General features: G+C 36.2%; 10 protein-coding genes. 2 read left to right on the top strand and 8 right to left on the bottom strand.

Translation table 11 applies throughout. The features are described from left to right. Positions 1-224: 224 nt before the first annotated feature. The 5 genes from BUA89_RS02785 to BUA89_RS02765 all read right to left on the bottom strand — a co-directional run bounded on the left by BUA89_RS02785 (position 225) and on the right by BUA89_RS02765 (position 8960). Positions 225-1220 (bottom strand): bile acid:sodium symporter, encoded by a 996-nt coding sequence (locus BUA89_RS02785; RefSeq protein ID WP_072953097.1) that lies wholly within the window; start codon positions 1218-1220, stop codon positions 225-227. Between the two features lie 67 nt (positions 1221-1287). Continuing rightward, positions 1288-3447 carry a glycoside hydrolase family 97 protein gene (locus tag BUA89_RS02780; protein ID WP_072953096.1) on the bottom strand — a complete coding sequence of 720 codons (2160 nt, stop codon included), beginning with the start codon at positions 3445-3447 and terminating at the stop codon, positions 1288-1290. 95 nt (positions 3448-3542) lie between these two features. Continuing rightward, entirely contained in the window at positions 3543-4613 is a 1071-nt protein-coding gene (locus BUA89_RS02775) for a SusE domain-containing protein (protein WP_072953095.1), read from the bottom strand. Positions 4614-4636: 23 nt separating this feature from the next. Beyond that, complete coding sequence (locus tag BUA89_RS02770; protein ID WP_072953094.1) at positions 4637-6229, bottom strand: RagB/SusD family nutrient uptake outer membrane protein; 1593 nt, start codon at positions 6227-6229, stop codon at positions 4637-4639. 10 nt (positions 6230-6239) lie between these two features. Further along, a complete protein-coding gene (locus BUA89_RS02765) occupies positions 6240-8960 on the bottom strand; it encodes a SusC/RagA family TonB-linked outer membrane protein (RefSeq protein WP_072953093.1) in 2721 nt (906 codons plus the stop codon). A gap of 334 nt (positions 8961-9294) precedes the next feature. Between BUA89_RS02765 and metG the strand changes: the two genes are divergently transcribed. Continuing rightward, positions 9295-11331 (top strand): methionine--tRNA ligase, encoded by a 2037-nt coding sequence (metG, locus tag BUA89_RS02760; RefSeq protein WP_072953092.1) that lies wholly within the window; start codon positions 9295-9297, stop codon positions 11329-11331. A gap of 52 nt (positions 11332-11383) precedes the next feature. Beyond that, complete coding sequence (locus tag BUA89_RS02755; protein WP_072953091.1) at positions 11384-12052, top strand: hypothetical protein; 669 nt, start codon at positions 11384-11386, stop codon at positions 12050-12052. A 103-nt stretch (positions 12053-12155) separates the two neighbouring features. On the opposite strand, the gene BUA89_RS02750 is transcribed toward BUA89_RS02755, so the two are convergent. The 3 genes from BUA89_RS02750 to BUA89_RS02740 form a co-directional block, all read right to left on the bottom strand. After that, a complete protein-coding gene (locus tag BUA89_RS02750; protein WP_072953090.1) occupies positions 12156-12860 on the bottom strand; it encodes a class I SAM-dependent methyltransferase in 705 nt (234 codons plus the stop codon). Positions 12861-13020: 160 nt separating this feature from the next. Then, on the bottom strand, positions 13021-14613 hold the full coding sequence (locus BUA89_RS02745) for an MFS transporter (RefSeq protein ID WP_072953089.1): 1593 nt from the start codon (positions 14611-14613) through the stop codon (positions 13021-13023). An 84-nt stretch (positions 14614-14697) separates the two neighbouring features. Beyond that, positions 14698-15819: an HlyD family secretion protein gene (locus BUA89_RS02740; protein WP_072953088.1), complete on the bottom strand. Its 1122-nt coding sequence runs from the start codon at positions 15817-15819 to the stop codon at positions 14698-14700. Positions 15820-15826: the final 7 nt, after the last annotated feature.

Genomic DNA, 15826 nt, shown 5'->3' with positions numbered 1-15826 from the left:
TATAGTAATTCCCTTTTAAGTAGTTTCTTTGAATGTATATTTCACAGATTCCGTCGGCGTTAAAGTGCACATATAAGAAACAACAAATAAAATTCCTTATTTTCACGGATAAGTCATGAGCTTTTTGCATGTTTTAGGCATATCTTCTCCATAGTAATAGCAAAAGCTGATAATACAACTTCTTTCTAGATTAATTTTATCATTTTTTTAAAAAATTATTGAATTTAAGATCCGAGAACCTCCATCCGTTTTGCAATCTTATTTGCCAACCAGCTTACATAAAACAACTGGAAGCTATGGTAAATCATGACAGGAAGCAGAAATAACACTTTTTGTTCATCCGGAATTCCTAAAACCAACAGAAATAAGCTTCCGTGAACCAACGATTTTTTAGAACCGCAGAATGTTGTTGTGATGACATCTTTTGCCTTAAAATGTAATCTTTCAGCGAAAAATTTAAGAATATAATACACCGAGAAAAACAGAAAAACGACACTGAAAGCCAGAATTAAAAACACCAATGAAGGAACCGAAGCGAAAATATTTTCGATAAAGGCACTTGAAAAGCTTTCATACACAATCAGTAAAATAATCAGCCGGTCAAATTCGGCGATAATGCTTGAATATTTTGTCACCCATTTTTTGAATATCGGATTTAATAAAACTCCTAAAATAATTGGCAATAAAACTTTAATTAGAAGCTGCTCTATTATTTCAGTCTGATTGCCTGAAGAAGAGCTTGAAACCAGAAAAAAACTCATCAAAATCGGCGTCATAATAATTCCGATCAAGCCGGAAATTGATGCATTAAAAATTGCTGAAGTCACATTCCCTTTTGCTATAGAAACCATTACAACCGATGAGGAAACTGTTGACGGTAAGCTCGCCAGAAAAAATACCGAAAGCCAGATATTATAATACTCCGAATCTTTTACGAACGGATAGAATAGTAAGACCAATAAAGGAAACAGGATAAATGTTCCCGACTGAATCAGCAAATGTAGTTTCCAGTTGGAGACATCTTTTACCACTTCTTTCAAATTCAGTTTTAAACCATACAAGAGAAAAATCCCTGCAATTCCCCAATCGATAAATGCGGAAAGATTGAAATATTGGTTGTAATACGGTTGAAAAGGAATCAGTTTTGCCAATAAAACCATGGCGACAAGTAGAAATAGAAAAGTGTTTTGCTTGGTAAAAATTTTAGTAATCAGCTTCATTAAATATCATTTATAAAAGAAAAATCCTTAAAGTTTTTGGCTTTAAGGATTATAAATTTACGGATTTTTATTTTATTGGCTTGATTGATACTGCAAAACCTCCGCTTCGAACCATCTTGAAATTAATTTTAGATTTGCTCGTAATCTGCTTTTTGTAGATATTATAGCTTTGAGGATTGTTGATATAATCTGCATCTTTACCGTCTTCGTAGATCGTTGCTTCGTATTTCTGAGCTTTATCCAGGAAAGAGAAGTCTACAGTGTACTCACGCTTGTTTTCATCGGTGATTCCACCTACGAACCAGTTTTCGGTGCCTTTTGCTTTTCTCGCAGTCACAACATAGTCTCCCGGTTCTGCTGATAAGATTTTTGTATCGTCCCAATCTGCAGCCACATCTTTGATAAACTGGAAGGCATCCATGTGCTTCTTATAGTTTTCAGGTAAATCGGCAGCCATCTGAAGCGGCATGTACATCGTTACATAAAGTGCCAACTGCTTTGCCAACGTCGTTTTTACGAAACGGGTATCTCCAGGGAAATAATAATCTAATTTTGTCTGGAAAATTCCCGGTGTGTAGTCCATAGAACCACCCATCCAACGGGTAAACGGAAGAATCGTCTGGTGATCAGGATTGTTTCCTCCGAAAGCTTCATATTCTGTTCCACGAGCGGCTTCAGCAGAAATATAGTTTGGATACGTACGGCTTTCTCCCGTCGGACGAACCGATTCGTGAGAATTTACCATGATTTTATACTCGTTGGCCTTCTCTGCAATTCTGTAATAATGGTTGATTGTCCATTGAGAATAATGATGTTCCCCTCTTGGAATAATATCACCTACATAACCAGTTTTCACAGATTTATAGCCATATTTATTCATCAGCTGGAAAGCTTTATCTGCCCATCTTTCATAGTTCGTTGCTGAACCTGACGTTTCGTGGTGCATGATTAAGTCGATTCCTTTAGAATGTGCATACTCATTCAGCATTTTGATATCAAAATCCGGATAAGGAGTAATAAAATCAAACACATATTCTTTTGAATGACCGAACCAGTCTTCCCAACCGATATTCCAGCCTTCAATTAAAAGTCCCTGGAAACCATTTTCTGAAGCGAAATCGATATATTCTTTTACTTTGGTATTGTTTGCCGCATGTTTTCCGTTAGGTGTTAATTTAGAAAAATCTGTTGCTCCCAAACGAACGTTGGATTCCGGCTGACCATAGGCCCACTGAGATTTTCCGATGATCATCTCCCACCAAACACCCATGTATTTTGTGGGTTTAATATAAGATGTGTCGGTATATTTTGTAGGTTCGTTCAGATTAAAAATCATCTTAGAATCCATTACCTCTTCAGCTTTTGGTGAAACGATAATGGTTCTCCAAGGCGTAACCATCGGGGTCTGCATATATCCTTTCGCTCCCTGTCTGTCGGCTGTCAGGTGTGTTTTAAACTTAAAGTTCGCAGCATCCACTTCAAGGTGTGAAGCCGGATAATCCAGCACTGCCGCTTCTGCAAGATTGATATACAAAGGCTCTTTTCCTTCTCTTTTAAGCATTAAAGGCGACTGAACCGCATTTTTAATCAAAGTCTGAGAAGCATTGGCATCTGCCGCTTTTGGCCATCTTGCAGGAATTTCAGAAATTTTTGTCTCCTGATACTGATATTCCTGAGAATCGTAATCGGCAACGATCCACCATGCTTTCATATCAGATGGAAGATCGATTTCAGAATCTTCTTCTCTGATGACGAAATAGTTCAGGTTTTTCTGCTGAGGAAATTCATATCTGAAACCCAAACCATCATTAAACAATCTGAATTTTACCACAATGCTTCTTTCAGTGGTTGCCTGGTTCAGCGTCACAGCCAATTCGTTGTAATGGTTGATATAGTTTTTCTTTTCACCCAAAACCGGCTGCCAGGTTTCATTTTTAGAATCCCTTTTTTCGTCTGTTTTTGTGAAACCACCGTTCAGATCAAATTTTGCATCTTCAGGCTTAGCAATTTCCGACGCAAATTTTATAGAAGTATCTTTAAATAATCTCAATCCCAATTTGGAATCTTCAACTACTGTTTTCCCGTTATATTTAAGATTGTAATAAGGAACACCCTGCTTCAACTGAAAATCCATCTCGAATTTCCCGTCCGGTGATTTTAAAGACTGTGCATTGACACCCGCAAACATCATTGAGAGCAAAATCGCTCCAACTGTAATTTTCTTCATAATGACTATTTATAAACTTTAAAAATAAAGAAAGTGCTGTTGTAAAGCAGCACTTTGCTATGTAATTCAAATTAAATTAATATTGGCTGTAAATTTTAATATACTGGAATAAAGGAGAATTCACCCGTTATATCATTAAAATAAACATCATAATTAAATGCAGTACTTACAGGAATATTCCCTCCTCCAAGATCAGCTACTCCAAAAAACTCTTGAGCTACTCCCCAATTGGTTCCCCAATCATGATTCGCCCTGAATTTAAATTCACCAGAATTAAGTGCTACATTTTTCTTCACCCATATATGAGAATCAAATATGGTTTTTTGCAAATCTACATCTGTACTCCAATCTCCTGAAGCTGTTCCAATCATAGAGATACTTGTATAATTTGTTGATGGTGATGGAATTGATGTCAAGGTATATGTTAATGCTGTAGTATTAATAGTAAGCTTATAGTAACCGGCAGTTGCAACAGTAATGTTTCCAGATCCACCGCTTGTACTTAAAATGCCCGGAGAATCCATTCCGTACTGAGGATCCCAATTTCCAGGAGTTTTTATTATTTTAAAAGCTCCTTGCGCAAAATATCCTGTATAAGAATAATTACCTGCTACTGATGCTTTCTGTAATGGAAGAAATTTAGTATTTGTAACCTCATTCGTCCATCCTGCAGCTGTTGCATCACCGATTAGGTATAAATCTGTATAGTTATAAACCGGACCTAAGAAATAGGGAGTAACATTTAAAGTAATAGCATTTGAATAATACGCACCCTGCCCAACCATTGTTCTCAGCCTAATTTCGATTTCAGTTGCAACATCTGGAGTCGCACCCAATGCTAGAGCAATAGTATTCAATTCTTTGTTTGTAAATTCTAGCGGAGTATCTACAGCATCAATATTAGATGCCCCTACAAAGTTTTTCCCTTTTATCGCAAATTGTAATTGCTGAGTAGAAACAACGGATAAATCAAATGCGGCTTTAGACCAAGCTACATTCAATACATTATCATCTGGACTATTTTTATCTAAGATAAGCGTTGTTTGGCTGGAAGTAATTTTAGCCTGAGTGATTTCATTTAAAACTGCCTGATCTTCATCTTTTTCGCACGACACAGCCATGATTGCGAGAAAAGCTACTGTGAATATTTTGAAAATATGTTTCATTTTTAGATTCTTTTTTTAAAAATTTAATATCCAGGATTTTGTATAAGATTAGGATTTGCTGTCAAATCTGTATTTGGTATAGGATAAAGCTTTCTAAAGTCTTCAACCGCTCTACCATCTTTTACACCGCCTTTAAATGGCCACAAATAAGATCCAGAAGTAAACTTATTAAATCTGATCAGATCTGTTCTTCGTGTTGCCTCCCAGGTAAGTTCTCTAGCTCTTTCATCTAAAATGAAATCCAAATTGATGGATGCAACATTTCCTGAAGTATTTCCATAAGCTCTTTGTCGCAGCAGATTTATATATTGTAATGCCGTAGCATTAGAACCTCCGCCTCCTCTTAAAACTGCTTCAGCATAAATTAAATAAGCCTCTCCGAGTCTGAAAAGTGGAAAATCTGTATCTACATATAATCCTGTATCATCAGAACCCTTGGTTCCGTCTTTCTTTAAATTCTTAAACTTAATCAATGGATATCCGTCTGTAAATACAGTCTGACTGTTGATTTCAAGATTTTGCCCATCTGTGTAGAATCTTCCTCTTTTATCAAGTGTACCAGTAGCATTCGGAAAAAGATTGACAATATTTTTTGTAGATCGCAATCCGCCCCATCCACTGTTAATACCAAATTGTTCCGGTGGCATCGTTCCACCTACTCCTGCATGAATAATATAAGTTGTACCACCGTATGTTCTTGTATTTATTCCATCAAAGTTTACTGAGAAAATAACTTCATTATTTGCTACATTGTTGTCAGCTAAAAATAATTCATCATAATTTGTTTTTAGAGAATATCCTGCATTAATAACTTTTTCAGCATATACTCTGGCATCAGAATATCTTCCTTGCCCAGTATACACCTCAGCATTAAGATACAGTTTTGATAACAGCATCCAGACAGCGGCTTTGTCTGCACGACCATATTCATTGGTTCTGGGATCTTTCAAAAGATTCTCTAACTCTTTTAATTCATTTTCAATATATGCGAAAAGAGCTGCTCTCTCAATTCTTGGAGGTGGGGTAATTCCCACTTCGGTAGCTTCCGTTACAAAAGGTCCATTTCCAAACAGGTCTATAGCATGGAAATAGCTTAACGCCCTCATAAATCTGGCTTCATTTCTGAATAATCTTGATTCTTCTGCATTTGCTCCCGTAATATTTCTTGAAGCTAATTTTTCATCCGAAGTCTCTCTGATAAATTCATTTGAAATAGCAATCTGATAATAAATTCGGTAATAAAGAGCGCGAATAAAATCATTGCTTGCCGACCAATTCATATTATGAAGATCAGGTAAGGAAGGGTCATTCCAAGCTACGACTGCTTCATCAGTAGGCAATTCCTGTAATTGAAAATACTGTCTGAGATAGTTTGAAGTACCACCATCAATACCACCGATATCTGGATCTCCATCCCCGCCATTTTGCCCACTTACTGCTAATCCTGCATATATTTTAGCCAAAACTGATTTGTAATTTGCAAAATCGGCATACACAGATGCCGATGTTACTTCAGATTCGGGCATCCTATTCAAATCGTTTTCACATGAAGTAAGAAATAAAACTGCAGCGATTCCCGCAGTAAATATTGTTTTGTTAATATATCTAAATGTCATGATAGTTTAATTAAAATTGAAAATTAAGTCCTAAAGAATAGATTCTTGGTCTCTGATATAAATTATTATCTATCCCATTAAAAACTTCAGGATCCAAACCACTGTATTTTGTAATCACAAAGGCGTTCTGAACAGATCCGAATACTCTTATTTTAGAATTCTTGCTGATAAAACTTGCGAAATTATATCCTAAATTGATATTATCCATTCTAATAAAGGATGCATTTTCCACGTAATAATCTGACTGATATTGTGCTCTGTTGAAACCTGTATCAAAATAACTGGTGTGGATATTCTGGAGATATCCGTTATTTTTTATTCCCTGTAAGTTACCGTATTGGGAAGCCACATTATTATAAACATAATTTCCAATACTAGCTCTCATTGTAAATCCTAAATCAAAATTTTTATATGTAAATTTTGAAGAAAATCCTAATAAAACATCTGGTGCCGGCGATTTGTATTTGTATAAATCTGAGTTGTTAATAACTCCATCTCCGTTTCTGTCTACATACGCGCCTTCTATAGGTTTTCCTGCATTATCGTAAACCTGCTGATATACATAAAAAGCATTAGGCTGGTATCCCTGAGAATGTACCTGAATCATCGTACCCGTTCCTCCCCCAATACCACCGGTAAGAACTTCTGTGGAAGCAAGATTCGTGATTTCAGATCTATAATGTGTTGCATTAACGTTAAATTCCCAAGTGAAATTATCTTTCTCAATTGCTCTTACATTAACATTTGCTTCAATACCTCTGTTTCTCATATCACCAATATTTGTGAGTAACAGATTGGTAAGATTTGCTCCTGCAGGAACTGGTACAATACTTAATAAATCTTTTGATTCTTTTTCGTAAACTTCGATAGAACCACTAATTCTGTCTTTTAAAAAACCGAAATCTAATCCTATATTCTTAGTTGTTGTTGTTTCCCACTTTATGTTTTTATCATACCCCTGGGCTCTTAATGTATTATAAAAATCATCACCTATCTGATAGGTTGCTCCCGCATCTGATACCACATATCTTGCAAGATAAGGATAGTCATTATTTTGAATATCCTGCTGACCTGTTTGTCCCCAACCTGCTCTTAATTTTAAACTTGAAAGTACTTTTGAGCCTTTAAGGAAGTTTTCCTGGTCAATTTTCCAGGCGAGTGCTACTGAAGGGAAATAACCCACTCTATTATCTTCGCTAAATCTGGAAGAAGCATCTCTTCTTAAAGTTGCCGTTAAAAGATATTTATTATTGAATGTATAATTAAATCGTCCAAAATAAGAAAGAATGGTATTCTGAGTAAAAATATCTCTTCCGCTTTTCGGATTGCTAAGTCCGGTTCCATAAATTGTTGGTGCAAAAGGTTCAGACCTCTGCCAGTCCTGGTAAGAATATCCTAATGTCAAATCAAAAGTAGATTTAAGAGATTCAACTGTCTTAAGATAATTTAAATAAAAATCTAAAAGTTTATTTTTCTTCTCCTGAGTATATCTTCGATAAGTTCCTTTTTCATAATAATTCATAGCAGCAGAAGGAAGAACTGTTGTATTTCCATTAGAATCACTATAGTCGTAGCCTAAATTCAAATTAGCTCTTAATTCAGGCAAGAAATGAAACTTATAATCAAACTGAATATTTCCTAAAACTCTTCTAACATAAGAAAGATCAAATCTTTGGTTCAACATAGAAACAGGATTCTTAGTAGCGTTGGTATTGGGGTCTCCATTAGCTTGCAGCCATTCCCAGTAACCACCATATTTTGTGAAACTAGGATCGTAAACAGGCTTGGTAGGATCAAATACAACTGCAGCCCCTATCGCCCCATCATCTTTAAATCTGTTTTCAACATAGGTGCCTTTTACATTAAAATTAATTTCAAGGTGTTTATCGAAAAATTTAGGATTCAAATTTAATGAAACTGTAGTTCTTTCAATATTATTAGTCTTAATGATTCCATCCTGATTCAAATAACCTAAAGATAATCGATAAGGAAGATTTTTTACACCTCCTGAAAGAGATACTGAATTATCAAACCCTAATGCCGTCTGATAAATTTCATTTTGCCAGTTTGTATTAGAGTTTCCTAATAATTGTTGGAAAGCAGGCTCTGCTTGGCTCATTACAACATCTCTGAATTGGTTGGTCGACAACATTTTAATATTGCCCATTTTCTCATAGATAGAAGTTGTAGTTGTATAATTTAGTTTTACACGTCCTGAAGTGCCTTTTTTAGTTGTAATAATTATTACACCATTAGAGGCTCGGCTACCGTAAATAGCAGTCGCAGAAGCATCTTTTAAAATATTGAAGCTTTCGATATCATTTGGGTTAATTAAAGCCAAAGGATTAGCAGCGCCACTTATTCCTGTTGCATCTACAGGTACACCATCAATCACAATTAATGGATCATTACTAGCATTTAAAGAAGCCCCTCCTCTAATTCTAATTGTTGATCCTGCTCCGGGAGCACCACTGTTATTTGTAATCTGGATACCGGAAGCTTTACCTTGGATTAACTGCTCAGGAGAATTAATACTTCCTTCATTAAAGTCTTTAGCAGAAATAGCGGTTACAGAACCGGTTAAATCCGACTTCTTCTTAGCTCCATACCCAATTAAAACAACTTCCTCTATTTTTTTCTCTTTCAAAGAGTCATTTGTCTGCGCATGAATTATCGTACTTGCCAATAAAAATGCAGGCGCAATTTTTAATACTGTTGTAAAATTTTTCACAATATCGTTTTTATATAGTTTCGTTTTCTCAAGATTATGGTGTTACACCATATGCCGCAATTTAAAAAAAATTAATAATTATGTTAATTTTAATTAAAATTAGGTTAAAATTGTGTACATTAATCGTAATTTTTTATTTAAAAAATTGAATTACAAACTATTGCATTAAAATATGCATTACATAACATAGAGATGATATCAGCAAAAAGTTAAACAATTGTTTAACTAAATAAAATATTTACGCTCCAAAAAATGCTTTATAGGCTTCGGAAAACACTAATTTTCCAACTTTCGAGGATTATCCCTATCTTTGTGCTTCAAAACTTTACTATAAATGTCAAACAGAAAAATGATTACGGCAGCTTTGCCTTACGCAAACGGACCGGTTCATATAGGGCATTTGGCGGGTGTTTATATTCCTGCGGATGTTTATGCAAGATTTCAGAGAAGATTAGGAAAAGATGTAGCGTTTATCTGCGGGTCGGATGAGCATGGAATTCCTATTACCATAAGAGCTAAAAAAGAAGGGGTTACACCACAGGATATTGTTGATAAATACCACGAAATCATCAAAAAATCGTTCTCAGATCTGGGAATTTCTTTTGATGAATATTCAAGAACAACCTCAGCGAATCACCGCGAAACAAGTCAGGATTTCTTTAAGGTTCTTTATGAAAAAGGGAAATTTACAGAAGAAATGTCTGAGCAGTATTTTGACGAGCAGGCTGGAGAATTCTTAGCAGACCGATATATTGTGGGAACTTGCCCGAATTGTGGCAATGAAAATGCTTATGGTGACCAATGTGAAAGATGTGGTTCCACCCTTTCGCCTTCAGAATTGATTAATCCAAAATCAATGTTGAGCGGCAATGTTCCGATTTTAAAAGAGACTAAAAACTGGTATTTACCGCTAAATGAATATGAAGATTTCTTAAACGAATGGATTATCGAAGGTCATAAAGACGACTGGAAACCGAATGTTTACGGACAGGTAAAATCCTGGTTAAATGATGGTTTGAAACCTCGTGCCATGACCAGAGATTTGAACTGGGGCGTTCCCGTTCCGCTTCCGAATGCTGAAGGAAAAGTACTTTACGTATGGTTTGATGCACCGATCGGATATATTTCTTTCACCAAAGAATGGGCTGCGAAAAACGGAAAAGACTGGAAAGATTACTGGCAAAGTGAAGGAAGTGATTTAGTTCATTTCATTGGAAAGGATAATATTGTATTCCACTGTATTATTTTCCCTGCAATGATGAAGGCTCACGGCGATTTCATTATGCCGAAAAACGTTCCTGCTTTTGAATTTTTGAATCTTGAAAACGATAAAATTTCAACTTCAAGAAACTGGGCGGTCTGGGCGCATGAATATGTAGAAGATTTCCCTGGACAACAGGACGTTTTAAGATATGCTCTACTTTCATCTGCTCCGGAAACTAAGGATAACAATTTTACATGGAAGGATTTCCAGACGAAGAATAATTCTGAATTGGTTGGGATTTTCGGGAACTTTATCAATAGAGTTGCGGTTTTGATTCATAAATATTATGATGGAATCGTTCCTCAAGGTGATGTAAATGCGCCTGAATTAGCTGAAATAAACAAAGCTGCAAAAGAAATTTCAGGCTTCTTGGAAAACTATGAATTTAGAAATTCTTTAACAGCTTTAATGAATTTAGCTCGTTTTGGGAACCAGTATCTTCAGACAGAAGAGCCTTGGAAAACTATTAAAGATAATCCTGAAAAAGCTGCACATTCTTTATTTGTCGGAGCTCAGATTTCAGTTGCTTTGGCTCAGCTGTGTGAACCATTCTTGCCTTTCAGTTCAGAGAAATTGCTTAATATGTTTAATGTTCAGAAATCGGATTGGAATGATGTTGAGACGAAATCTGTTCTAATTGAAACAGGTCATAAAATCAATGAAGCATCTCTTCTTTTCTCAAAAATTGAAGACGACGTCATCGAAGCTCAAATCCAGAAACTGGAAGATACCAAACAAAATAATAAAAAAACAAACCCTAACGCCAACCCTATGAAAGACGAAATCACTTTTGATGATTTTACGAAAATCGACTTGAGAACAGCAACGATTACTGAGGCTGAGAAAGTAGAAAAAGCTGATAAATTATTAAAACTAACCGTTGATACAGGTGTTGACGTAAGAACTGTGGTTTCTGGGATTGCAGAAAGTTTCACTCCGGAAGAAGTAATCGGAAAGCAGGTAATGATTTTATTAAATCTTGCTCCAAGAAAAATCAGAGGCATTGAATCTCAGGGAATGTTGTTGCTGACGACAAAACCAGACGGAAAATTATCTTTCGTAACTCCTGATGACAGCAATGTGGAGAACGGAATTGAAATCGGATAATATTTATTAATATCTTTATACAAAATGGGCATTCTGTGCCCATTTTTTTATTATGGTGAAAAAAAACGTATTAAGAAAACTCTCTGACTCTGAGCTGGAAAAATATCTGATTTTCGGAAATCGCTTTACTCCTGAAGCAGTAGAAGCTGCTTTTGAAATTCTTCAGGAAAGAGGACGCTATTTTAATGATCAGGATAAAGTTTCAGTTCAAAATCTTATTCAGGATAAAAAACAAGAAGAAGAAAACAGGCAGAATGAAGAAAAAGAAGTCTGGAAAGATCATATCACCGAAGATCCCGATACCGTAAAATTACATTCCCTAACAACCATTCTCATCATCAGCTTATTATTCAGTACCATTCCGGGATCTGCTTTATTATTTTTAAACTTTATTACCGTAAAGAAATATATCCCTGCGATATTTACCTTGCTGATTGGATTTGGATTTTTCTTTGTTCAGAATTATATTCTTCAATCTTTTTTTGATATTAATACAAGCTCACGATACAGCCCTGAAATGGGAATCATTGCCTTGGGAGCCATCATATTATTGGTGATTTCCGTGACAATGATGCCTCCAAAACTTCCCTATCGTTCAAAATCTTTAGTTCTTCCTGTTATTTTAGCAATGATTATGATAATTTTTATGTATTTAAATTTTCAGCATTGGTTTTCAGCTTATCCAATTATATCGGTTTTCAGTCTGTTGAAAAATTTTTAGTTATTTATGAAGTCTTGTTAAGATAAAGAAACCGCTACATGAATAATGCCGCGGTTTTATTTATGATATACTTAGGAATGAATTAATCCTGCATTCCTCATCTTTATTTCTTTGTCAGTTTTGCCAGATAAGCATCATCATCCTGCAATACCTTTTCAATTTTGAAACCGTTATTTTCCGCAGCATTTTTCAGGGTATTAAAATCCAGATACAGCCATTTAATTGGATCTTCGGATTCTCCTTTGTAATGAACAATGTAATCCAGTTCGCCATAATACCCTTCTGCCGGAATATAAACACCGCCATCCTCATCTTTATCGAACATGTATAAAATATCAGTACTGTCGATCAGGATCTGACCATTATCATTTAATAATGAATGCAGTTTTTTCAGATAAATATCAATTACCGTAAGGCTCTGGAATATCCCTGTTCCGTTCATTAACATCAGAATCGTGTCGAAAGTTTCTCCTGAAAAATGAAGCATATTTTCCGCAACGGCTTTTTTAATTCCTCTCAGTTTACATACCTCAATAGATTTCGGTGAAATATCCAAGGCTGTTACGTCCAGATTCCTTTCATTCTGAAGATACAAAGAATGTGAACCGGCTCCTGCTCCGATATCCAAGGTTTTTCCTTGAGATAATTTCAATGCTTTTTGTTCAATATCATTCATGCCTTCGAAATCACGGAAAAGATAATCCACCGGAAGTTCATCCAGCTCGGAAATTGAAGTTTCAGTCTGTAGATCTTCGGGATTTTCGTTGTGGAAGTAGTCCCAAATGGCATGGCCCATTAAGTCTTTCATAGTGTAATTAAAGCTGCAAAGATAGAGGTTTGAACCGAATTTTTAAACAAAGGCTTTTAAAAACGGCTATTTTAAACCTATCAGAATTTACCCACAAAAAACGCAAAGTCCTGCTTTACAATAAAAACAGAACTTTGCCGGTAAATAAAACAAGGTTTCTTTACAATGCAGTACCCGCGACATCCTGTATATCTTCTGCCAATTGCTTCTGCTCTCTCATTCTTCTTCTGCCGATCACAGATTTTCCTGCCAACAACCTTATATATCGTACATACTGGAACCTTTCTTTCCCGAAATGATGGGTAAGAATATAAGCTAAAATCGCAAAACCTGACAAAACAATATATCCGAAGATCTTTTTATTGGAAGCAATTATTGCATTAAGCTGAATGGTTTTCATATTGGCAGCTATACTCTGTGATGATATCGTTACACCATCCATATACACTGCCATATCTCCTAAACTTACCACCTGAAAATGATACTGAAACCATGAAAATAATGCCGAAAATATCCCTACCGTAAGGAAAGTTCTCCATACGATAAAGAGCCCTATGGCGGGAAGCATATCGTTTAATTCCAATTTATCCAGGGTATAATACCATACCGATACAAACAGGACTGTCATTCCGTAACCTTTCAGGAACATCGGCAAGTACCAGCTTTCATAGCTGAACTCCAGCACCATTGAGAAATACATGATAATCGCATACCCCAACATCCCCGAAAAACCTGAAAATATAAGCATTTTTAAAGGTTTATCTTTTTTGAACCAATAAACGGCCACCGCTCCAGCTAAAATAATCCCGGGAACCATCAACAGGTTTAATTTTGCATTGGTTAGCTGATCATATCCCAACACGCCAACTGCAAAAATGTTTTGCAGGGAAGCTGTTGCCATAAACATTCCCAGGCAAAGCAACATGAAAATCCCATGAAGCACATTGCTTTTCGAAAAGATTTTGAAGGATAAATACGGTCTTTTCAAATGAGTCTGCCGGGTTACCAAAAGGGCAAAACTTACAAAAGCGGCAATGCTCGCATTGATAATTTTGGTTGAATGAATCCAATCCTGCTGCTTTCCGAAAGCCAATACATACGCCGAAAACATAAACATGGAAACGAAAAACAGAATACTCAGCCAATCGATATAATATAGCGGAACCCTCAGGGCAAAATACTGATCGTGCATAAAAATCCATTGGATCAATGCCAGTACAAAACATAAAATAGAAATGATAATGAAGAAGTGCTGCCAGTTGTATAATATGGAAATCTCAACAGCATAATATCCCACTACCTGATTCATGATCAGGATAAATGCATAAAATACACCATAAAACATTCCCCGGTTGCCAATCATTGCCATTACCGGAAGGAACAATTCTATCGCCACTACCATTTTTAAAAATCCCAATACCAAAGAGCTTCCGATAATCACCGCAGGATCCATAGTTGTGGCATTGATATAATTCAGTATTCCTAACAGAACCAAAGCAAAAGTTACTTTGTGACGGATCTTAAATCTCATCTTTAATCTTAAAACAATCGGCATCGCAGCACCCATTCCGATTGTTGTTGCATAATTGGCGAAAATAAAATATTCAGAAAGTACCCCGGTACCACCCGTCATATAGCTGACATTTCCGGTATACACACCACCAAGCGGCATCACCACGATCATTAATAAAATGATCAACAGCAACTGAACCGGTTTGGGTACCCAATTATGAAATAGTCCTTTGTTATACATTGTTGTAGATTTTAATGAAGCCGAGTCAAAAGCTAAAGATTAAGTTTATATCACTTTGTACTTTTCACAAGGCTCTTTTTACTTTTATTTCTTACTTTCTACTGTTACATTAATATTCATCCCTGCGCTTAGCTTGTCTACATCTTCTTTTTTATTGGAAGCTGTAAACTCGATTCTCACAGGAATTCTCTGCTGAACCTTGATAAAGTTTCCGGTAGAGTTATCCGTTGGAACATTGGAGTATCTTGAGCCTGTAGCTGCGGAAACAGCTGTTACGACTCCTTCAAATTTCTGTCCCCCCAATGCATCAGCAGTCATCATCATTTTCTCTCCGATTCTGATATTCGGCATCTGGCTTTCAAGGAAGTTGGCGGTTACCCATTTCTGATTATTTAAAACAATGGTGGCAACCTGCTGTCCCGGTTGGATCAACTGACCTTCGGAAATGGTTCTTCTTCCCATCACTCCGTCATAAGGCGCCGTGATGACGGTGTATGAAAGATTAATTTTCGCCATATCCAAAGCAGATTTTGTTCTTTTAATTTCAGCATCAATAATCCCGAATTTACTTTTTACCTCTGTGGTGGAAAGGCTGGCAGATTGTTTTTGGTTAACCAAAGTTTCATAAGCTGCTTTCTGGGCATCATACTCAGTTTTTACCTGATCATACTGCTGTCTTGTTACCGCTTCTGAAGTCAATAAGTTTTTATACCTGTTTAAATTCTGCTCAGCATTCCACAGTCTGGCTTTTGCGCCTGCAATATTGGATTCCATAACGTTAACGTTGTTGGAAACCGTGTTTACGGATGAGCTCGTCGCCACTCTTTGTGCCAGTGCATTCTGATAGGCCGCTTCTGCCTGTCCTATCTGCGTTAAAATCTCCCTGTCATCCAGAATTACCAGTGTATCTCCTTTTTTGACCTTTTGATGCTCTATGAACTTTATATCTTTAATATAAGCAGAAACTCTTGTATTAATCGGATTTATAAATTCCTCGACCTGCGCCGCTTCCGTATACGTTTTGTCACCAATATGAAAATATTGGGTTATCAGCCAGTATAATCCGAAACCGATAATGGCAAATACCACGATGTTGGAAACAACTGCTTTTATTTTATTTTTCTTTCTTTCTTTTTTGTTTGCCGCTCCTCCTGTATTTGCAGGTGTCTGCTGTGTATTTTGAGTATTTTGTTCCTTGTTTTCCATTGTTTTG

It is taken from the genome of Chryseobacterium arachidis (assembly GCF_900129245.1).
GTDB lineage: Bacteria > Bacteroidota > Bacteroidia > Flavobacteriales > Weeksellaceae > Chryseobacterium > Chryseobacterium arachidis.
Note: the sequence above shows the minus strand (reverse complement) of the source record. Positions and strands in the feature narration are given on the sequence as shown.